Genomic DNA, 21,291 nt, shown 5'->3' on the forward strand with positions numbered 1-21,291 from the left:
CATGGAAATTGCTGCATCCTTCTTGTCTTTCTGGAGAGTGGCTTGGAGACTGCCATGAACTCCAATAGGACCTCGCCGCTGGGCCGGTTTGCCACTCGAAATGCGCTTTCCATTACCTTCATTGCGGCCGTCCTCTGCCTGGGGGGGCTTTATTCAGCCCTGAATACCCCCTCGTCGGTTTTTCCTCAGACGAATTTCCCGCGAGTGTTCATTATGGTCGATAACGGCATCATGCCGGCTGACGAGATGATGGCCACCATCACCCGGCCAATCGAGGAGGCAATGAAGGAAATCCCCGGCGCCGTGACGGTGCGCTCGGCTACCGCGCGCGGCACGGCCGAAATCAACGTCTTTTTCAACTGGCACGTCGATATGGTCCAGGCCGAGCTGTACGTCCTGGGACGCCTGGGGCAAATCAGCAGCGAGTTGCCCGCTACCGCCAGCACCACCGTCTCGCGCGTGACTTTTGCGGCCTTCCCCATCATCGGCGTCAGCCTGACCAGCCCCACACGCGACCTGATGTCGCTCTGGGACACTGCCCGCTACAACCTCAAGCCGCGCTTCCTGCAGATACCGGGAGTTGCGCGTGTGGAAATCGTAGGCGGACAGGTTCCGGAATACCATGTGATAGTCGATCCACTGCGTTTGATGGCCAATCACCTCAGCTTGCCGGACATCACGACGGCGCTGTTGAAGAACAACCTGATCGCCCCTGCCGGGATGATGGAGGAGAATTATCACCTCTATCTCACGACCGTCGATGGGCGGGCGCGCACGGCAGAGGACATCGAAAACATCGCCGTGGCGGCCAGCACCGAGCACCCGGTTCGCATTAAAGACCTGGCAACCGTGCAGCGCGGTCCCGAACCCGTGTTTACAGTGGTGACGGCCGAGGGGCGAAATGCCGTGCTGCTGAACGTCGAGAGCCAGCCCGATGGCAGCACGCTGGACATCGCCAATGCATTGAAGGCGGAGATGGCGAAGCTGCGACAGGAATTGCCGCCGGACATGAAGCTGGCGTTCTTTTACGATCAATCCTTGTTCGTGCGTGAATCGATGCGCAGTGTCTGGGAAGCGATTCTCTTCGGCCTCCTGCTGTCGGTTGCGATTCTCTTTTTCTTCCTCAAGAACTGGGGAAGCGTGCTGACGGCCATCGTGGCGATTCCCATCACGGTGCTCATCACCTTGGTGGCGATGAAGTTCGTCAACATGAGCTTCAACCTCATGACGCTTGGAGGCATCGCCGCCGCAATCGGCCTGGTCATCGATGATGCCATCGTGGTCGTCGAGGCGATGTATGCGAAGGTGTCGGCCGGGCGGCCACGGCTGGAAGGCATCCAGGAGGCGATTGCTGAGATTTTTCATCCGTTGGTTGGCTCGACGTTGACTCCGGTGGTTGTGTTCATTCCGCTGGCTTTCCTGGTAGGAATCACCGGGGTTTTTTTCCGCGCCCTGGCCCTGACGATGGTGGTGTCACTTCTGACATCATTGGTGCTGGCCATTACGCTGACTTCCTCCCTGGCGGCCTGGTTCATTCGCGAGCCGAAAACCAAGCCCGGTGAGCACCCCTCGGAGACAATAGAGGGCGGGTTCGTTCTCAGGCGAGTTTTGAGGATTTACGAGCGGGCAGTGCGCGCGGCGCTGCGCCATCGGTACCTCACGCTGCTGGCCTGCGTCCTCATTGGCGTGGTGGGCTTTTTTATTTACCAGGGGCTGGCTTCGGATTTCCTGCCCGAATTCGATGAAGGCGGGTTTGTTATCGATTATAACGCTCCGCCGGGGACCAGCCTGACGGAAACCTCGCGCCAACTCGACGAGGCCGAGGCCTTGCTTCGGGCCAACCCAGATGTGGAAAGCTATTCAAGACGCACCGGGACGCAACTGGGGCTGTTCATTACCGAGCCCAATCGCGGTGATTTCCTGGTCAAACTCAAACCGAACCGGAAACACCCAACCGATGAAGTCATCGCCGAAATGCGCCACCTGCTCAATCAACAGCTTCCGGACATGCGCTGGGAATTTCCGGGAATCTTATCGGACCTTGTAGGGGATTTGGCGCTGACGCCCGAGCCCATTCAGATCAAAATCTTCTCGCCAAACCTGCAATGGCTGCGGCAAATCGCTCCTCAGGTTGAGGGGCAAATCAAATCCGTTGCCGGTGTGGTGGACACCTTTGACGGTTTGACCGAGACCGGCCCCTCGGTGAACCTTCGCGTGCGCCATGCGGATGCGGAACGATTTGGGCTGACGGCGGACGACATCGCGGCAGCCGTCAACACAGCCATGCTCGGGCGGCTCTCCTCGCATGTGCTTGAAGGAGATCACATCATGAATATCCGTGTGCTCGACCAGACCAATGACGTGGGCCGCATCAGCCAATTGCCAGGTCTGCCCCTGAGGACTCCAGCAGGCGACCTCGTGCGCCTGGGCGAGGTGGCTGATGTGGTCCAGGAGCCAAGCCAGGTGGAACTGGACCGGGAAAACCTCCGCCAGGACATCGCGGTAACCGCACGGCTGGAAGGCCGCGATCTGGGCAGCGCGATGAAGGAAATCCAAGCCAAGCTGGCTAAGGCCAAATGGCTGCCGCCCGGCTCGATTCAGTATGGCGGTCTATACCAGCAGCAGCAGGAGTCCTTTAAGAACCTGCTGATGGTCCTGGTGCTGGCGCTCTTGCTCATTTTCACCGTGCTTCTGATTGAGTTTCGCTCGTTTTACGAGCCGGTTGCCATTGTGTTCGGCGCCATTCTTGCCCTGTTCGGTACGGTGGCGGCCTTGTGGTTGACGGGCACCACACTCAATATCGTTTCGTATCTGGGCGCCATTATTGGCGTGGGGATTGTGGCTAAGAACGGCATTCTCATGCTGGATTTTGTCGAACACCTCCAGGGCCAGGGGCAGAGTCTCGAAGATGCCCTGGTGAATTCGGGCCATCGCCGCTTGCGACCGGTGCTCATGACCTCGCTGGCGGCGGCGCTGGGGATGTTCCCGCTGGCCTGGGGGATTGGGAGTGGGGCAGACATGCTGCGGCCATTGGCCATAGCGGTTATTGGAGCGTTGTGCATTTCGGTGCTGCTGTCCCTTGTTGCAACACCTACGATCTATTACCTGCTCCGGCTGCTGCTCGGAGCCAAAGCCGCACAACCTAAAACCAAGTCGTGAAAGGCAAAGCCATTCTTGCTGTTGTTCTGGTGGCGGTAATCGCAGCCGCGACCTATGGCTACTTGCGGCCGATGAAGCAGCATCAGCCTAAAGACGAAGATGAGGACCAAGCAATCGCTTCGCCGTCCAGGGTCGGACGTGGCGCCAATGGCCAGGCGATTATCAACCTGGACCTGGCTTCCCAAAAGCTTATCGCCATTCAAACAGCCCCGCTTCAGCCCGCTACACAGCCGCTCGAGCTCAAAGCCTATGGCCGAGTCTTGGAACCGGCGTCGCTGATCGTACTAGCTAATGACGTCGCCTCGGCCAAAGCGGCTCTTGATGCCTCACAAAAGGAATATCGACGGCTGGATGCGCTTTTCCAACAGGGCGGCAATGCCTCCGCCAAAGCGCTGGAAACCGCTCAGGCAACAATGGAGCACGACCAGATCGCCCTCCAGACTGCCCAACAGCAACTCCTGTCCACCTGGGGCCAACCCATTGCGGCTCAAACCAACCTGCCGTCGCTGATTCAATCACTTGCCAAACTCCAGAGCGTCCTGGTGCGCCTCGACCTGCCGGCCGCCGAGCCTTTGAGCCAGGCTCCCACGGGCGCGCGACTATTGCTGCCCGGGAAGAGCGAAACGGTGGCGGCTCGTTTTTTAGGCCCGGCAACTACGACTGATCCTCAGTTACAGGGTAAAGGCTTCCTGTTTCTATCAACCAATGCGGTTGCTGGCTTCGCGCCTGGCCTGGCGGTGATCGGATTCTTGCAATTGCCCGGGGCTGCGCATTCCGGGGTGCTTATCCCCGATGCCGCATTGGTACGTTCCGATGCGCGCGCCTGGATTTATGTGCAAACCGCCCCAACGAACTTCGAGCGGCAGGAGATTGTCCTGGACTACCCTGCCGCGGGGGGCTGGTTTGTTACAAATGGCTTGAACACGAATCAGCGGGTGGTGGTTATTGGCGCCCAGGATTTGCTCTCCGAAGAGCGCAAGAAGCAAATCAAGATCGGCGACTGACTGCGCGGAAAGCACGCTGTTCCATGCTGAAGCATCTCGTCCAGTTCTCGTTGCGCCATCGCGGAGTGGTGATCGCCCTGGGCGCTGTTCTGATCGCCTACGGCCTTTACGTTGCCGAGCGCACACGGCTGGATGTGTTCCCCGAGTTCGCCCCGCCCCAAGTCGTTGTTCAGACCGAAGCGCCGGGATTATCCTCCGAGCAGGTCGAGCAATTGGTTACTGTTCCGATTGAAACGGAATTGAACGGAACACCTGGCTTGCAGGTCATCCGGTCCCAGTCCATCCAGGGCTTGTCCGTCGTTACGCTGGTGTTCCGGCCAGAGACGGACATCTTCCGCGCGCGCCAGATGGTCACCGAGCGGCTCAGTGAAGCCGTCAGCCGTCTGCCGCAAGGGACCGGCCCACCCCGGATGGGGCCGTTGACCTCATCGACGAGCCTGACAATGGTCATGGGCCTGAGTTCATCCAACCGGACGGCCATGGATTTGCGCACCTTTGCCGATTGGACCTTTCGTCCCTATCTGTTAAGCGTCCCCGGCGTAGCCAAGGTGGATACATTCGGGGGAACGATTCGCCAGCTTCAAATCCAGCCCAAGCCCGATCGGCTCCAAGCTTATGGGTTATCACTGGAAGACGTGCTGAGCGCCGCGCGAGAAGCGACCGGCGTGCGCGGCGCCGGTTATTTTGAGACCACAAACCAGCGCATCGTGCTGCGTACGGTTGGCCAGGCTTTGACGCCGCAGCAGCTTGGGGAAGTCGTGCTGGTACCGCATGCCGGGTTGAGTGTGCGCCTCAAAGACGTGGCCGATGTGCGCGAGGCCTCGGCGCCTATGTTTGGCGACGCCCAGTTCAACGGACGGCCCGGGGTTGTCTTGCTGGTCTATGCCCAATATCAGGCCAACACCATGGTGGTCACCCGCGCCCTGGATAAAGCTTTGGAGCAAATGAAAGCGGCATTGGCGGCTGAACACATTGATTTGAATGCCAGCCTGTTTCGTCCCGCCGGCTTCATTGAGACCTCGCTGAGCAACGTGGACCGTTCGTTGCTGATAGGCGGGGGGTTGGTGGCCATCGTGCTGTTTCTGTTTCTGCTCGACCTGCGCACCGCCTTTGTCTCGTTCGTCTCGATTCCGTTCTCGCTTCTGGCAGCGGTCATTGTCCTGAATTGGCAAGGTGTCTCCATCAACACCATAACCCTTGGCGGCTTCGCCATCGCTATCGGGGTGGTGGTCGATGATGCCATTATCGACGTGGAAAACATTCTGCGCCGGCTTCGAGAAAACTCGACGCTGACTCAGCCACAATCCTTATTTCAAGTCGTGCTCCATGCCTCGTTGGAAGTGCGCAGCGCAGTGGTTTATGCGACGTTCATTGTGGCGCTGGTCTTTGTGCCAATCCTCACCATGGGCGGAGTTCAAGGCCGGCTGTTCGCTCCTTTAGGCATCGCCTTTATCCTGGCCACCATAGCGTCGCTGGGTGTGGCGCTTACGCTCACTCCCGCCCTCTGTTACGTGCTTTTTTCCAAAGTCACACCCCACGAGGAAGCGCGCCATGTCCGCTTCCTCAAAGGCTGGCACCGGCGCTGGCTCGAAGGGGCGAGCCGCCATCCCTGGCTCCTCATCGGTATAGCCCTGCTTCTATGCGTGGCTGCCTTGGCGACCTTGCCTTTTTTTGGCGGGGAGTTTCTGCCCCAATTCCGCGAAGGCCATTACATTCTGCACATGGCCTCGGTCCCGGGGACCTCGCTGGCCGAATCGATACGGCTGGGCGATTTGGTAACCGATGACCTGTTGAAGAACACCAATATCCTTTCGGTCTCGCAAGAGGCTGGCCGTGCGGAAAATGGCGAGGACACCTTTGGTGTTAACTACAGCGAATTGCACGTGCAGTTGCGGCCAGTAAAAGGAGAACAAGAGGAGCGGGTGCAAGAACAAATCCGCCGAACCCTTGGTGAATTTCCGGGGTTATCCTTCATGGTCATGTCGTTCCTCGCTGAACGCATGGAAGAAACCATTTCTGGCACGACGGCTGAGTTCGTGGTGGATATTTTCGGCAATGACCTGGACACGCTGGATCAAAAGGCGGCCGAGGCGCGCCAGGTCCTGACGCGGGTTCCTGGCGCGGTCGATGTGAATATCGAGGCGCAACCGGGGTTGCCAGAAATGACCGTTCGGTTGCTGCCCGAGCGCCTGTTACAATACGGGTTTGAGCCGGTCAACGTGATGGAAGACCTCCAGACAGCCTATCAGGGGACAATCGTGTCACAGCTTTACGAGGGCAAGAGGGTGTTCGATGTCGTTGTGATCCTGCCCGAGGATGCTCGGCAAAGCCCAGAGACCATCGGCTCGCTCCTGCTGCGCAATGCCCGAGGAACGGCGGTGCCGCTGCGGGAATTGGCCGAGGTGACTCCAGGCGATGGCCGCTACCGCGTCATCCATGAGGGCGCCCAGCGGTTGCAACAGGTCACTTGCAATGTCCAAGGCCGGGACGTTGCGTCATTTGCGGCGGCAGCCAGCAGGCAGATCCAGGCTCGGGTCTCGATGCCTCCTGGTGTTTTCGTAGTTTACAGCGGGTCTGCCGAGGCGGAATCACAGGCCAAACACCAACTGCTGGTCCATTCGCTTCTGGCAGGGGCGGGCATTATCCTGCTATTGGCTGTTCTGTTCGGCTCAGCGCGCAGTGTCCTTCTGATACTAGCCAACCTGCCCTTCGCGCTGGTCGGTGGTGTGCTCGCCGTATTTGCTACCGGCGGTCTGCTCTCGGTCGGTTCGCTGGTTGGGTTTGTCACCCTCTTTGGCATCACGTTGCGCAACTCGATCATGATGATTTCGCATTTCGAACACCTTGTTCGGGAGGAAGGTTTGAGCTGGGGACATGAGGCGGCCTTGCGCGGTGCTTCCGAGCGGCTATTGCCCATCCTGATGACGGCGACCGTAACGGGGCTGGGATTGCTGCCGCTGGCCATTGGCTCGGGCGAGGCAGGGCGTGAGATCGAAGGCCCGATGGCGATTGTCATTCTAGGGGGACTGGTTACCTCCACTTTGCTCAACTTGCTGGTGCTGCCGAGCCTGGCGCTTCGCTTTGGCCGGTTTGAGAGGGTTGGCAACACCGGCGCACCAAATGGATGATGGCCTTGAGGGCTAGTTCCTGGGAAAGGATTGGTTTGCCGATGACATCGTCGCCCCCGCTCTTGAGCACCCGCGCCCGGTTTTCGAAGCCGCCATGGCTGGTGACATAAATAACCGGCGTGTATTCATAGGCGGGCAAGGCCCGCAAGCGCCGGCCCAATTCCAGCCCATTGAGCCCCGGCATCTCGATGTCCAGCAGAACGAGGTCGAAATGCTGCTCGTTCAGCCAGCGCCAGGCCGTGAAAGGGTCCGGTGTGCTGCGGGTTTCTATGTGCACCTGTTTGAGCGAGGAAATCACCAGCCGGTTAGACAAAGGATCGTCATCGACCGCCAGCGCCTGGAATTTTCCCTTTAAATCCAGAGTGGCGTTTTTTGCATCCCGAAAGAGCAGATCGAAACAACTTAGCGCGGCGGTTATCGTGCGTATCACCGATGGGGTAATCAGAGCGGCCGCGTCGGTGAACCGCAGGAGCAATGCCTCGAGAACCCCGGCCACCTCGGCCAGCAAATGGCATTTAGTCATCGCAGATGAGACCCATACAAAATGCACCTTGCGCGCCAGGTCTTGCAGCCGCAGCGCGCGTTCCGCATCGGTGCGCGCGCCGTTGAAGACCTCGAACAAGGTCCGTAATGCGCCGCAAATGACCGGCCCGTTGGAAAGGAAATCCATTCGCGCGGCAGTGGTTTCCGGGTTTGAGGCGGTGTCCGCTCGACGAGGCGGCACAGTTCCCAGCGGCTGCGCAGATTGAGTGGTTGAATCCCGCGAGGAAACCGCAGGGGCAGCACGGACTGCCTTTGGCTTTGGAGCTAAGCCCGCAGCCGCGCTGTGCTCGGCCAGCACGTCCTTAATGGCACTGAGCAACAACGAAGGGGTGCATTGGCTCTTGAGCAACGCTCGTTTAGGGCCCGTTGCGCCAGCGTTGCCCAATTCGTCATCCATGTGCGAGCTGGAAAGAATGATGACCGGCAGTTGCGCCAGTTCCGGGTCGTCGCGAAACACCTTGAGCACCTCCATCCCGGTGAATCTCGGCATCATCAGGTCGAGCACGACGACATCGGGCCTGGCAGCGCGCGCCTGCCTGACGGCCCCCAGGCCGTCTCCGGCGATATCCACCTCCAAGCCGTGGCGCGCCAAACCATCCCGGTAAATCCTCAGGACAAGCGGGTCATCATCCACAACCAGCACCCGGCTCATGGATGGCCCTCCAGCCCGACAGAACACGCTGGCCGGCATGAGGCCCAGGGCGGTCCTTGAGGGCTATTGACGTTCATGTGTTGAGTAGTATCCCAGTTGCCAGGGTTCTCACCAGCCTTTTTGCCGCAGAAATTTTGTTCGCCTGCCGCCGCTTTTTTCAGCATATTTTAATCGATGAAATCAATGACGGGGTACGGGCGCGGAGACTGTTCCCAGAACGGCTTCAAGATCACCGTCGAACTCAGTTCTGTGAACCGAAAGCAGAGTGAAATCTCGGTTGCCTTGCCGCGGGAGATGGAGATGCTCGAGGCGCAGATTCGCGATCTGATCAACCATTACATTGCCCGCGGGCGGCTCAATGTGCGGGTTGCCCTGCACGCCGGTGGAAGCAATCTCTCGGCCCGGATGCATCTGAATATTCCGCTGGCCAAGGCTTATGCCAGGGAACTCAATCGCCTTTCCCGCCAGCTCAGGCTTCCAGGTCCCGTAACCCTCGATCAGTTGGCCCGCGCCCCGGGCGTCTTCCAGACCGATGAAGAGATTGTCGAGGAAGAGGACTTCTGGCCGGCTGTGCAGAAATCTCTTAAAAAAGCCCTCGTGGCCATGGTCCGGATGCGCGAGCGGGAAGGCGAGCACTTGGAACAGGATTTGGCACGGCGCATCAGCAACATGCGCAAAGCCACCGCGCGCGTCCAGAAACATGCCCCCGCCGTCGCCCGCCGTTACCGCGAGCAACTGCTCGAACGCATCAAAACGGCCGGCCTCCAAGCCCCTGGCGAGCAGGACGAGCGCCTCCTCAAAGAGGTCGTTTTCTTCGCCGACCGTTCGGACATCTCGGAAGAACTCATCCGGCTCCAGAGCCACTTCCGGCAATTCGATGATTGCCGCAAGGCGCGCGAGCCGGTCGGGCGGACTCTGGATTTCCTGGCCCAGGAAATGAACCGGGAAGTCAACACCATCGGTTCCAAAGCCAACGACAGCCGCATCTCGCGCGAGGTGGTCACGTTAAAAGCCGAGCTGGAGAAGTTTCGTGAGCAAGCTCAGAACGTTGAATGATGAGCCTTGAAGCACGAACAACGCGCGAAGAGCGAATGCCGGCGACGGCGCCACCCACCAGTCCATTGCTCATCCTGCTGTCGGCCCCATCCGGCGGGGGCAAGACTACTCTTTGCCAGCAATTGATGGCCTCCCGCCCCGGCTTGACTCGCGCGGTGACCTGCACCACCCGGTCTCCGCGCCCTGGTGAACGCGATGGAGTGGATTATTATTTCCTGGATGCCGGCTCCTTTCTCAAACGCGTTCAGGCAGGCAATTTCCTCGAACATGCCACTGTTTACGGCAACAGTTACGGCACATTGAAGGCCGAGGTGATGGGCAAGTTGCGCCAAGGCAAAGACGTTCTGCTCACGGTCGATGTGCAGGGCGCGGCGACCATCCAGGAAAAAGCCGGGCAAGAGCCCGAGCTCAAGCGGGCGTTGGTCTCGGTCTTTTTAACCCCGCCTTCGCTCGACATTCTCGAAGAACGCCTGCGCCGGCGCGGGAGCGACTCGGCGGCTGCCATTCAAAAGCGGCTGGGGGTTGCCCGCCAGGAAATTGCGCAATGGAAGCACTTCGATTATTTGCTGATCAGCTCGAAAGTAAATGAGGACCTGCGGCGGATGCTCGCCATCATCGAATCGGAGAAGATGCGCACAACGCGCGAGCGACCGCCGGATTTTTAAATGAAAAAGGCCGATGTTATCTTGGGCGTATCGGGCTCGATTGCAGCCTACAAAGCGGTCGAGGTTGCCAGCCAACTGACGAAAGAAGGTTGTGAAGTTCATGTGGTCATGACCGCCGATGCCCTCGAATTCATTACCCCGTTGCCATTCAAAACATTGTCCCGCCACCCGGTCATTACGGACCTTTACGACGAAGAGGCGGACTGGAAACCGGCGCACATCGAACTGGCGGACACAGCGGCCTTGCTGCTCATCGCGCCGGCGACAGCTCATACGATAGCTAAGCTGGCATTGGGCCTGGCCAACGATGCTCTCAGTTGCATTGCGCTGGCCCTGAATTCTAAAGCAAAGACCCTCATTGCCCCGGCCATGAACGGTAAAATGTGGCTCCACCCGGCCACTCAGCAGCATGTCGCAACGCTGAAAGGCTGGGGCGCAGAGTTTATCGGCCCCGAAGAGGGATTGTTATCGTGCGGCTACGAAGGTTTGGGTCGGTTGTGGCCCGTAGAAAAGGTCGTCGGGCGCGCATTGGAATTATTGAGGGAAAAGTAACTAAGCCCGCTTCGCCTTCGGGCCGCAGACACGCTCCGCATCGAGCCCAACATGAATAGCTCTGAACCAACCCAGGTCACCCCCCCGGCCACCCGGGTCCCCAGGACCGCTCTCGATCTGGAGGCGCTCAATCCGCGCCGGAGAAGCCGCCTTGCCAGAGTGTTGGGAGCCGTGGGCAATCTTTTCGAGCGGATTATTGGGATGCTCAAGATAGCCCCGCCTGAGAGCGCTCAGGTCCTGAAGCGGATCGTGATGATGGAACGTGACATCGTCCTGCCCATCAAAGCCGCCGGCATCGCCATCTTGTTCCGGTACTTCTATTTCACCCGCTGGATTCAGGATACCTCAACCGATTTGGAGGTGTCCGTAGACGCCGCGCGCTATTTCTTTTTGATCTACGTTTTCATGAACGCCATTTTCGCCGCAGCCCTGTTGTTGGGCGCGCGCCGATTGCGACTGGTCATCATTGAGCGGTTGGTCTTTGCCATGAGCCTGGTGGACGGGATTTTCCTGGGGGTCCTGACCCTGGTGACCGGGGGTTATAACAGCTCGCTGTATTGGCTTTTTCTTGGACTGATCGTGCGCAGCGCCGTGAGCGTTCCTCGCGCCACATCGCAACTGCTGCTCAATTTGACCTTGAGCACCTGCTTCGTGCTGGCTGGGGCCATCGATTCGTTTATAGCCAAAAACCTCGACGTGACGCTCCAAAAAGTGCTCGACCTCTGGGCAGTGGATAATCCCGCCGAGCCGTTGTTGCTTCGCCTGGTGCTGCTGCTATTAATGACCTTCGGCTGTTACGCCGTGCAGGTGCTGCTGGAACGTCAGCGCCAGGCTGAGGAAGAGGCCAGGGAATTCGCCGTGCGCGAAGTCCAACTGCATTCAGCAGGCCGTTTAGCCGCCGAGTTCGCCCATCAAATTAAAAACCCCCTGGCCATCATCAATAATGCCGCCTATTCCCTTCAGCGCGGCCTTAAGGAAGGCAAGCCCGCCGCCATCGAGCAGATTGAGATGATCCAGGAAGAAGTCCAGCGCGCCGATCGAATCGTGACCGAGGTCATGGGGTACGCCCAGTTAAGCGAGGGCCATGTGGAAAAATTGGACGTATTGGACGAATTGGACCATGCCATCGAGCGGGTTTTCCCTCCGGCGGCCCGCTTTCCCATCCGGGTCCATCGCGATTACGGGCCCTACTTTCCACCGCTCCTGATGCTGCGCCGGCATGCATCCGAAACTTTCATTAACGTGCTCCAAAACGCCCGCGAAGCCCTCCTGGCGACCGGCGGCAATGTGCGCGTTAGCGCCCGATGCCATGGAGATCACTCGATCGAAGTCTCCATTCAAGACGACGGCCCTGGGATTGCGCCAGACAAACAGGGCCGCATCTTTGAGCCCTACTACACCACAAAAGAAAATGGCACCGGTCTGGGACTGGCTTCCGTCAAGCACAACGTCGAGCTGTATGGGGGCAGGGTGCGGGTCGAATCCGGGCTTGGAAAAGGGGCTCGGTTCGTTTTACTATTCCCTGCCAAAACGCTGATACGCCTGGCCAAAAGCAACTGATGAACCCGAAGGTCCCACCCGTGCTCGTTGTGGACGACGAGAAGAATATGCGCGCGTCGCTCAAGACGGTTTTGAGCGATGAAGGCTACGCAGTGCGGTTGGTCGAATCAGCCGAGGAAGGGCTGGTGCTCATGGCCCACGAGGAATTCTTTATGGTCATCACCGACGCGCGCCTGGGCGGGATGAGCGGCTATGAGTTCCTGGGAAAGGCGCGCAGCCAGTGGCCGGACTTGCCGGTGCTGATGATCACCGCCTACGCCACCCCCAAGCTCGCCGTTGAAGCCATCAAAGCTGGCGCCATTGATTACCTGCCTAAACCGTTCGCTCCGGAGGAATTGCTCCATGCCGTGGCACGGTGCCAGGAGCGCTACCGCCTCTTGCAGGAAAACGCCCAGCTCCGGGCGCGCGCTACTGAGACCTGCCGGCTCGAGCAAATCATCGGTGAAAACGAGAAAATCCGCGAGCTGCGCCAGTTGATTGAGCGTTTCGCCCCAACCGATGCCCGGGTCCTGGTCCTGGGCGAGAGCGGCACCGGCAAAGAGTTGGTAGCCGGCGCCCTGCACACCCATAGCCAGCGCAGCCAGGCCAGCTATGTCCGCATTAATTGCGCCGCTATCCCTGAGACCCTTCTCGAGAGCGAACTGTTTGGCCATGAAAAAGGGGCTTTCACTGGCGCCCTGAAACAAAAGCCTGGCCGGGTCGAAGAGGCGGATGGAGGCACGATTTTCCTCGATGAAATAGCCGATATGAGCCGGCCCTTGCAGGCCAAGCTGCTGCGGTTCCTCGAAGACGGCACTTTTACGCGTGTGGGAGGAACGGTCGAGCTCAAAGTCAATGTGCGCCTAATAGCCGCCACCAATCGCGACATTATCCGGGCTATCGCTGAGGACCAGTTCCGTGAAGACCTCTTTCATCGCCTCAATGTCGTCCAGGTCCGCCTGCCGCCCCTGCGTGATCGCGGCGATGACATCCTGCTGCTGGCAGATTATTTTCTCAAGAGCTTCGGCGTTTCCATGAATAAGGCCACGCATGGAGTCTCCCGGCCGGCGCAGCACAAGTTATTGTCGCACCATTGGCCAGGCAACGTGCGCGAGCTGCGCAACGTGATCGAAAGGGCGCTGATCCTCGAGAGCACGCCCGAAATCCAACCCAACAGCCTGCCCGATTTCCAGCTCGAGGCCCGCTTGCACAAAACCGCTCCACCGCGTCCTGTCTCGGGGGGGTCGCTGGACGAAATGATGTCAGCCCATGAGCGGGAACTCATTGCGATGTTACTCGAGCAGAATCATTTCAACCTGGCCAAAACGGCCGATCAATTGAAAATCAGCCGTCATGCGCTACGCTATCGGATGCAGCGCCTCAACATCGTTGGCGGTATCGAGGACGATGAGCAGGCCGGTGCGCCCCTAAAAACCCCATGAACCTTTTTCTTCCCTTCTTCGCCCAGGACATCCTGCCGGAATTGGTGCCGCAACCCTGGCATAAAACCGGCGCGCGCGACATCCTCATTATTTTGGGTGTGCTTGTCGTTCTGACAGTGTTGGTTCTGATTTGGGCTGCCTATTTTCGCAAACGTGATCGGGACCATTCACATCATCACCATCACCATCATCGCCATCAAGAGGACTCCGCTGAGCCAGCCGCCGCTTCCGATTCGCCTCCCAGCGAGCCGGGCGAGGCCTCTGGCCGCCACCATCGGCGGCGTCGCCGACGACGGCGCGAGCATCGCCCGCGTAACCCGACGCTGGCTGAGACCGGCGGTCTGCCACCCCTGCGCTCCCAGAACCGCTCCGAGCCCTTGCCATGAGTTTGAGCATTCCTAAGACAAAGGTTTGGAACTGGCCTTGTCATTGGCCCCGGGCAGAGCTATAGGCTGAGTCATGCAAGAGAGCCGAGCGATCACGCGCAAGAGCGCTTCAAACCTCGCGCTGGCTTTTGTGCTGCTGCCCAAACCCAAACGCGAAGGGATGTCCGCGCTCTATGCCTTCTGCCGCGAGGTGGACGACATCGCCGATAACGAAAACCGTCCCGTCGAAGAGCGCCGAACCGAGCTGGCAAGTTGGCGGGCCGACCTGCGCCGGGCCTGCGGGAGCGAAACGCCCCAATACGCCGTCAACCGCGAACTCCAACCGATTGTTCACACCTACCAGTTGCCCTTCGAGTATTTCGATGCGCTCTTGCAGGGTGTTGAGATGGACCTGGCCACCCGGCGCTACTCCGATTACGAGCAACTCGAGCTCTATTGCTACCGCGTCGCTTCCGCCGTGGGGCTGTTAAGCATCGAAATCTTCGGCTATTCCAACCCGGCTTGCCGCGATTATGCCATCTACCTGGGCAAGGCCCTGCAATTAACCAACATCCTGCGCGATGTCCGCTCCGATGCCCAGCGCGGGCGCATTTACCTGCCCTTATCGGAACTGGACCGCTTTCAGGTTCGCCCCGAGGAAATCCTGCGTTTCGAATACTCCGAGCGTTTTCATGCGCTGGCATCGAGCGTGGGCAAGCGGGCGCGTCATTTTTACCAACTGGCGCGCGATACCCTTCCGGCGGCAGACCGCCGGGCGATGGTGGCGGCAGAATTGATGGGCTCGGTTTATTGGCGTTTGCTGGCCAAACTCGAACGCCAGCATTTCCAGGTGTTTGCTCCGCAGCCGACCGCCCTGACCAAGGCCCAGAAGGTCTTGCTCATCTTGCAGGCCTGGTACCGCTTTGCGTCCGGTTCCACCACACCCGCCTATGCGGCCTCCTGAAATTTCCGGCCCATGAGCACTGCCCCAAAACGACAACGCCGGTTTTTGCCAATGAGTTTTTTCTCCCTGCTGGCGGTCCTTTCTTCCGCTTCAGCCGCTCCGGGCAACACCTTCAATGTGCGTGACTATGGCGCAGCCGGTGATGGAGTGACCCTGGACACGGCTGCCATTAACCAGGCAATCCAGCAATGCTCCCAATCCGGCGGCGGCCAGGTGCTTGTTCCCGCTGGCCGATACCTTTCTGGCACGATTCATTTGATGAATCATGTGACACTTTTTTTGGCTGCCGGCTCGACCTTGCTCGGCGCCACCAACCTGGATTTATACCAGCAGCCGCAGGTGCCCTCGTTCATGCCCGAGGCGAAATGGGGCAAATGGCATCGGGGCTTGATTGTCGGTGAAAACCTCCAGGATATCGCAATTGCCGGGTTCGGTACTATTGACGGGCACAAGGTGTTTGATCCGACTGGTGAAGAGCACATGCGAGGACCTCATGCCATCGTCCTGGTCAACGTCCGCGGCTTCAGTTTGCGGGACCTCTCCATTGTCGATGCCGCCAACTATGCCGTCTTTTTTGAAGCCAGTGACGATGTGGATATCCGCAACGTTAAAATTGCGGGCGGCTGGGATGGCGTACACTTCCGCGGCGCGCCGAAGCGTTGGTGCCATCATGTGAGTATAATCGGCTGCCAGTTTTATACCGGCGATGACTCGATAGCGGGACGTTACTGGGATAACGTGCTGATCTCGGGCTGTGTCCTGAATTCCTCTTGCAATGGGATTCGGCTCATTGGCCCCGCGACACGGCTCATCGTGGACCGGTGCCTGTTCTACGGCCCCGGCCAAAGGCCGCATCGCACTGGGGGTCGCACCAACATGCTCAGTGGCATCATTCTGCAACCGGGCGCCTGGGACAGGACCGAGGGACTGCTGGATGACGTGCTGCTGTCCGGCAATACCATGCATGACGTCGCCTCGCCGGTCACTATATGGACAAAACCCGGAAACCCCGTGAACCGGATAACCATCTCAGGCTTGAACGCAACCGGGGTTTACCGCTCGGCCTTGTCGGTGGAAAGCTGGTCTGATGCTCCGATAACCAACCTGGTCGTGCGCGACGCGAGCATTGAGTTCGCAGGCGGCGGCACGCAACGGCAGGGCCTCGAGTCTGTCAAAAAGCCGGGGGCCGATGCGCGCCGTTTGCCCGCCTGGGGGCTCTACGCGCGCAACGTCCAGCACCTGACCGTTGAAGATGTTCGCCTGAGTGTCGCCGCCGACGATGTGCGCCCGGTGTTGATGGCCGATAGAGTCGAACAATTGACCTTGGATAATTTCAGGTTTACACCCGTTCCCGGCGTGAAGGAGCCGATGGCCTTGAGCCGGGTCGCGCATCTCACCGTGCGTGACGCGCAGCCAACAGCCAACTGAGCGCTTGGAGACGACCGCAGTATCCGTGGGTTTGGGGGGTCGCCTTCGGTCCTGCCGATGCATCCGAAGAAAGTGTCGTTCGGACAACTTTGATCAAGCAGCTCAAGGCTTGCCGGGATTTGGGATCCGACTTCACGTCCCGGAGGGACATCCGACAATAGCCTAACGCTTCAGCGTTGGGGTGGGAACCTCGCAGCCATAGTCCCGAAGGGACGGCTGAACCTGCATCTTTGCGTCCTGAGCCGTCACTTCGAGACTCATGCCCCCGAAACCTCTCCCCAACAGGATACAGCAACGTTGGCACAAGGCTCCCCCTGCCGCGCTCTCTGGCGCCAGTCCGCTCTCTGGCGCCAGTCCGCGCCAAGCGTCGTGGACTGCGCCAGTACCTCTGACGCTTTTAGACCGCCCCTTGTGTTAAGTCCCATTTTCCCTTTCACATCCGGCATTGAGAATTTCGTGAACTATAGGATTCTTCCACTTGTGAAGTTGCCGCTCGACAGCGACGTTCCGTTTGAGAAACTGACTCACTACCTCCTGGTGCCGCAGGCCCGGGCGGACAAGTCGGCTTTTCTCGCGCGAGCCGGTTACACGCCCGCAACGGCGGCACTCCTGCGTCAGGATCTCCTCTCGCAGATATTGCCGCTGGATGCCCTGCCCGCCGGTACTAATCAGTTCGGCAATTACTTTGAAATTCGAGGCCCATTGCGCGGACCAAACGGGGAAGCCTTGCGGGTGAAGACCATCTGGATGCGTGAGCACTTGTCAGAAGCCACTCGTTTCAATACCTTGCTTCCGGACAAGACGAAGATGCCATGAAGTTCGAACTTTACACCGACGCCGTTCTGACGGCCGACCTGCCGGAGCACCGCCTGCAACGGGGCGACATCGTCAAGCTTGTCGAGCACCATGTGGCGCGCAATGGTACTGAGGGCTATTCCATCGAGGTCTTCAACGCCCTGGGGGATACCATCGCCGTTACGGCGGTTTCTGAATCGGCCCTCGAGCCGCTCCGCGAAGACGAAGTGCTCTGCGCGCGCGTGCTCGCAACGGCCTCCTCCGGGTGAGCGGATGTGAGGCAGTTCTTCGGCAATTACCAACGGGCTTTGGAGAAGGGGGTGGAACTGCGCATCGGCCTCAACCCCCGAGGAGTTGTGCCCCTTCTGGCCTTGAATTCCGCGGACCGGGTCACAATGGAACGACATCCAAAGCGGTCCTGGCTATCGTATGTGGATGCCCTGCCCGCCGGCACTAATCAGTTCGGCAATTACTTTGAAATTCGAGACCCGTTGCGCGGACCAAACGGGGAGGCCTTGCGGGTTAAGACCATCTGGATGCGTGAGCACTTGTTCCGGCAACCCCTGCTTTTGTCCATGTCCAAGAGCGCCCGGGAGAGCGGTTCGCGCGAGCCGGTTATGAGGACCGGCGAGAATGGGGGCTGACGGGTTGCGGTCGAAGTTGGCTCTGATAGCCGGAGTGACGATATAGCCATCCAGCGCGGCGGGGTCCGGGAAGTCCCGTTGAAGGTGAGCAGAACGGAGATAGCGGCGCTGAATGTTGAGGAGGTCGGCGATTTTCATCAAAGTCAAAAGTCCAAGGTCCAAAGTTCAAGGTCTGGCGAACGTGATACCTGAGGCATGATCTGCCGCCACCCTGTTCCAGCGCGACAAGGAAATGAAAGGTGAAACGTGAGGCGTCATGCGCGGGCGGTCCTTCTCTTAATCCTGTATGGAACTGCATCTTCCTTAACGTGGAAGCCGATTTCGATCTTGGGCGGGTCGAGGATTCGCAGAATGTGCTGTATGCCGTCCAACAATGCAGCTTCCCGTGTGTCGAGACGGGTTTTGAGTTCGCTTTCGAGCAATGCAAGCTTTTCGGCAAGATCGCCGCGCTCTTTGAAAACCGCCCGCATCCTGACAAACGCCCGGACGACGAAAAGGCTCATCTGAACCGCGGGCGGGCTATTCAGAACCGTCGCCGCCATGATGGCGCCATGCTCGGTGAAGGCGCGCGGCAGGCGCCTTTGCAAAGTTTCTTGAAAAACTCGGCTGGATTGCTGCGCTGGTCGCGAGTGCTCGGACGAACCGCTTTTTGACATGGTTCCATCCATTGGCCCACGCAGTCTTGCGGGGGCCTGGATTCAGCGAATTCGGCCAGTTCCAGCTTCTTCAGTTTTTTCTTCGATAGCCGAGGGCGGAGCTTGTGCCGGGCTTTGCGGAGCGGCGCGCCGCACCGCCATTGCGTCTGGGCGACCGCGCCGCGGACACCGATCTCCCTCTGCTCCTTGGGATCCTGAAACCAGGGAGGGGGTTTTTGTTAGGAGGCGTTTTGAAAATGGCCGGCCCTCTCCTCGTCCTCGTCCTTCAAACCCTTGGAAAATCGAAAGGACGAGAGGGAGAGCCGGCAATCTCCGGCATGGCGCGGAATCAATTGTCTGCATCCTGGTCGAAATCGAACGGAGGGGTCAGCCCCGTGTAATCACCCACGACTTTGGCGTCATAGGGCGAGTAGAGGCCCTTTTGGGTTGTGTGCAGGTCGTATCCGGCGTTGTTGCCGATGGCGCCGCCCCCTGCCAAAGGCAGGCCATAGCTGGCAACGATGTCGCCGGCAGCGCTCACGCGGACGACGCGGTTATTGAACTGGTCGCTAATCAAGGTGTCCCCGTTGCGCAACCGCACTGCCCGGGTGGGCAAAGGCGCCGCCACGCTCATCGGGTCGGTATCGGTGGCGAATTGCCACACCACGGCGTCCTGGGCATCCACCTCGACGGCGCGGGAGTTGCCCGCATCGGTCAGGAGTGTATCACCATTAGGGAGGCGGCTGGCAAAGGCGCAGGCCCCAAGCGTCCCCCCTGCGGTAAAGGTCCTGACGATCTCATCGGCGCGGGTCACCTCGATGACGCGGTTGTTATTCTCGTCGGCGATGAGGATATGGCCATTTTCGAGCAACTCGGCCGAGTTGGGGCTGTTGAGCTGGTCGGCGGGAGTGCTGTTTGAGCCTGGATATTGCCAGACGATTTGTTTGCGCAGGTTCACCTCGATAATCCGGTTGTTGCCCTGGTCGGTAATAAGGACATGCGCGGTGGGCAGCCAGGTGTTTTGCACCGGGGTGCTCAGCAGGTTCGGGCCGGAGCCGGTTTGCCCGAATTGCCCGTACTGCCACACAATCCGCCCACGCGGATCGACCAGAACAACCCGGTTGTCCACCGCCCCATCGGGCGCCTGGGGGATGACACCCGGCGGGGTCCCTGTGCCGGCCATGAGGGTAAAGGGCCCGACCCGTTGCGAATCGTTGCACCCGATGATCGAGCGGGGTGAGAAGTCGTTGGGGCCAAGGCCGAAGGACCACAGGATGTTCCCTGCAGGGTCAGTCTCGATGACGCGATTATTGAATTGATCGGCGATCAAGATATTCCCAGGACGGTTGAACCCGGATAACCCTGCTCGAACGGGCATGGCCCCCAGCAGCAGTGAGAGTGAAATCACCAGGACAGCAGCCAAACCGCAAAGAGCGCCCAGCCGCGCGCGGCGGACGTTTATTGGTTTGGTGTTGGTTGTAAGATGCGCATTCATGGCTAATACCTTTCTTAATGTTCGGTCCTTTTGGTTGTCTATCCGGCGGCGAGCCAGGTTCCATTTGACGTGAGATGCGCGAGGGAGCCGTTGGGTTCCCGGAAATTTACTGAGGAGTCCGTAACATGAACTACGCCTCTAATCTGGCAATGCTTCTCCCTCTCCCCTTCCGAAGGGGACAGAAACCCTCTCCTCCTCTGGAGGAGAGGGCTGGGGAGAGGAGGCCTGTGTGTAGTCCATCCCACGATCCTCCCAGTAAATAGTCCGGCCGAGCCGAAATGGTGAACCGAAAATGAACATGATATTCTGTCACGGGATTGATATGCCGCATTTCAGGGCTGGTTCTGGGCAACTTGTTGGCCGCAGTCACGGCAGCGTCCGGTTTTATCGAGCACCCGGCAAATGAAATGTTCAAGGGATAAGGCTTGTCCTCATGCAAGATTTTCGAGCAGTTCGCGGTAGAGGACGGCATCGGATTGGCGGTAGGACTGGAGGAGTTCGGCGTCGGTGGCGCGAGGCAAGTTGTCGTAATGGATATCACGGCAGTGAACTCTTACGGCTTCAAGTCGCACCTGACGGATGCCTGACGGATAAATGACGGCAAATTGACGGATAAATTTGAAAAAAATGCCCATCTTTCTGTGTTCCTGACGGGTTGACGGCAAAAAGAGGGGGGGAGGGTGTGTCCCGGGTGTGTCCCCAGGTGTGTCCCCGGTGTGTCCCCCCCTGTTTTCCGCCGCCTCCGATGTGTTCGATGCTCGATTCTCAATGCTCAATCCTCACTCACCTCGCCTCTCGGGTGAATTAAGCCAAATTAAGCCAAATTAAGCTATAAACTGCCACCCCACCTCCCAGTCTGTGGTCTTCTGGCCTTCTTTCTAAAAATTCAATGTCAAATTTCATCCTCGTCCTCGCTCGCTTTTTTTGGACCCTGCCTCCTTCGAACCAAGCCAGACCTAACCTGTCTAACGCCTGCCAACAAAATCACGCCTCCTCATGAACCGGAACCAATCGGAGGTAATCGGAGGTAATCGGAACCAATCGGAGGCAAACCGCTCCTTTCTCGTGCCCGTTTTGGTCCCCTCTAGAGTCCTTGAATTCTGAAATTGTAGGTTGTTGAGTCACATTTCAAGCAGCGTGTTTTTGTTGGAGGAAGGTGAGGATCTGGCTTTCGAATTCACGATAGCTGCGGGCCAGTGGGGATTGGGCCAGGTCCTGGGGGCTA

The 21,291-nt window shown here is 59.0% G+C and carries 18 protein-coding genes; 15 read left to right on the forward strand and 3 right to left on the reverse strand.

The genetic code is table 11. The features are described from left to right. The first annotated feature begins 54 nt into the window (after positions 1-54). Genes VG146_19890 through VG146_19900 form a run of 3 tightly spaced genes read left to right on the forward strand, consistent with a single transcriptional unit; the run spans position 55 to position 7,291 of the window. Positions 55-3,159: an efflux RND transporter permease subunit gene (locus VG146_19890; GenBank protein HEV2394620.1), complete on the forward strand. Its 3,105-nt coding sequence runs from the start codon at positions 55-57 to the stop codon at positions 3,157-3,159. Further along, entirely contained in the window at positions 3,156-4,163 is a 1,008-nt protein-coding gene (locus VG146_19895; protein HEV2394621.1) for a hypothetical protein, read from the forward strand. The genes VG146_19890 and VG146_19895 overlap by 4 nt, the downstream gene beginning before the upstream one ends. A gap of 23 nt (positions 4,164-4,186) precedes the next feature. Beyond that, the gene (locus VG146_19900) at positions 4,187-7,291 is read left to right on the forward strand and encodes an efflux RND transporter permease subunit (GenBank protein HEV2394622.1); all 3,105 of its coding nucleotides are present in this window, start codon (positions 4,187-4,189) and stop codon (positions 7,289-7,291) included. Here the strand turns inward: VG146_19900 and VG146_19905 are convergent. Beyond that, the gene (locus tag VG146_19905; protein ID HEV2394623.1) at positions 7,209-8,486 is read right to left on the reverse strand and encodes a response regulator; all 1,278 of its coding nucleotides are present in this window, start codon (positions 8,484-8,486) and stop codon (positions 7,209-7,211) included. The two genes, VG146_19900 and VG146_19905, sit on opposite strands and share 83 nt — an antisense overlap. Before the next feature lie 174 nt (positions 8,487-8,660). Between VG146_19905 and VG146_19910 the strand changes: the two genes are divergently transcribed. The 12 genes from VG146_19910 to VG146_19965 all read left to right on the forward strand — a co-directional run bounded on the left by VG146_19910 (position 8,661) and on the right by VG146_19965 (position 18,589). Further along, positions 8,661-9,542 (forward strand): YicC/YloC family endoribonuclease, encoded by an 882-nt coding sequence (locus VG146_19910; protein HEV2394624.1) that lies wholly within the window; start codon positions 8,661-8,663, stop codon positions 9,540-9,542. Continuing rightward, positions 9,539-10,207, forward strand: a complete 669-nt coding sequence (gene gmk / locus VG146_19915; protein HEV2394625.1) for a guanylate kinase — start codon at positions 9,539-9,541, stop codon at positions 10,205-10,207. Before VG146_19910 ends, gmk begins: the two co-directional genes overlap by 4 nt. Next, positions 10,208-10,759 (forward strand): flavoprotein, encoded by a 552-nt coding sequence (locus VG146_19920; protein ID HEV2394626.1) that lies wholly within the window; start codon positions 10,208-10,210, stop codon positions 10,757-10,759. It begins immediately after the preceding gene. A 51-nt stretch (positions 10,760-10,810) separates the two neighbouring features. Then, on the forward strand, positions 10,811-12,319 hold the full coding sequence (locus tag VG146_19925) for a HAMP domain-containing sensor histidine kinase (GenBank protein ID HEV2394627.1): 1,509 nt from the start codon (positions 10,811-10,813) through the stop codon (positions 12,317-12,319). Then, positions 12,319-13,740, forward strand: coding sequence for a sigma-54 dependent transcriptional regulator (locus tag VG146_19930; GenBank protein HEV2394628.1), 1,422 nt, complete (start codon positions 12,319-12,321; stop codon positions 13,738-13,740). Before VG146_19925 ends, VG146_19930 begins: the two co-directional genes overlap by 1 nt. After that, positions 13,737-14,126, forward strand: coding sequence for a hypothetical protein (locus VG146_19935; protein ID HEV2394629.1), 390 nt, complete (start codon positions 13,737-13,739; stop codon positions 14,124-14,126). Before VG146_19930 ends, VG146_19935 begins: the two co-directional genes overlap by 4 nt. A gap of 73 nt (positions 14,127-14,199) precedes the next feature. Beyond that, positions 14,200-15,069, forward strand: coding sequence for a presqualene diphosphate synthase HpnD (gene hpnD / locus VG146_19940; GenBank protein HEV2394630.1), 870 nt, complete (start codon positions 14,200-14,202; stop codon positions 15,067-15,069). 51 nt (positions 15,070-15,120) lie between these two features. Then, the gene (locus VG146_19945) at positions 15,121-16,497 is read left to right on the forward strand and encodes a glycosyl hydrolase family 28-related protein (protein HEV2394631.1); all 1,377 of its coding nucleotides are present in this window, start codon (positions 15,121-15,123) and stop codon (positions 16,495-16,497) included. 480 nt (positions 16,498-16,977) lie between these two features. Next, the gene (locus VG146_19950; GenBank protein ID HEV2394632.1) at positions 16,978-17,313 is read left to right on the forward strand and encodes a hypothetical protein; all 336 of its coding nucleotides are present in this window, start codon (positions 16,978-16,980) and stop codon (positions 17,311-17,313) included. Next, on the forward strand, positions 17,310-17,561 hold the full coding sequence (locus VG146_19955; GenBank protein ID HEV2394633.1) for a DUF4926 domain-containing protein: 252 nt from the start codon (positions 17,310-17,312) through the stop codon (positions 17,559-17,561). The genes VG146_19950 and VG146_19955 overlap by 4 nt, the downstream gene beginning before the upstream one ends. 6 nt (positions 17,562-17,567) lie before the next feature. Next, complete coding sequence (locus tag VG146_19960; protein HEV2394634.1) at positions 17,568-17,936, forward strand: hypothetical protein; 369 nt, start codon at positions 17,568-17,570, stop codon at positions 17,934-17,936. A 308-nt stretch (positions 17,937-18,244) separates the two neighbouring features. Continuing rightward, the gene (locus VG146_19965; GenBank protein HEV2394635.1) at positions 18,245-18,589 is read left to right on the forward strand and encodes a hypothetical protein; all 345 of its coding nucleotides are present in this window, start codon (positions 18,245-18,247) and stop codon (positions 18,587-18,589) included. Between the two features lie 331 nt (positions 18,590-18,920). Here VG146_19965 and VG146_19970 read toward each other — a convergent pair whose 3' ends face one another. After that, positions 18,921-20,066, reverse strand: coding sequence for a hypothetical protein (locus VG146_19970; protein HEV2394636.1), 1,146 nt, complete (start codon positions 20,064-20,066; stop codon positions 18,921-18,923). A 431-nt stretch (positions 20,067-20,497) separates the two neighbouring features. Continuing rightward, positions 20,498-20,701 (reverse strand): hypothetical protein, encoded by a 204-nt coding sequence (locus VG146_19975; protein ID HEV2394637.1) that lies wholly within the window; start codon positions 20,699-20,701, stop codon positions 20,498-20,500. Positions 20,702-21,291 lie beyond the last annotated feature (590 nt).

It is taken from the genome of Verrucomicrobiia bacterium, from assembly GCA_035946615.1.
Classification (GTDB): domain Bacteria; phylum Verrucomicrobiota; class Verrucomicrobiia; order Limisphaerales; family UBA8199; genus DASYZB01.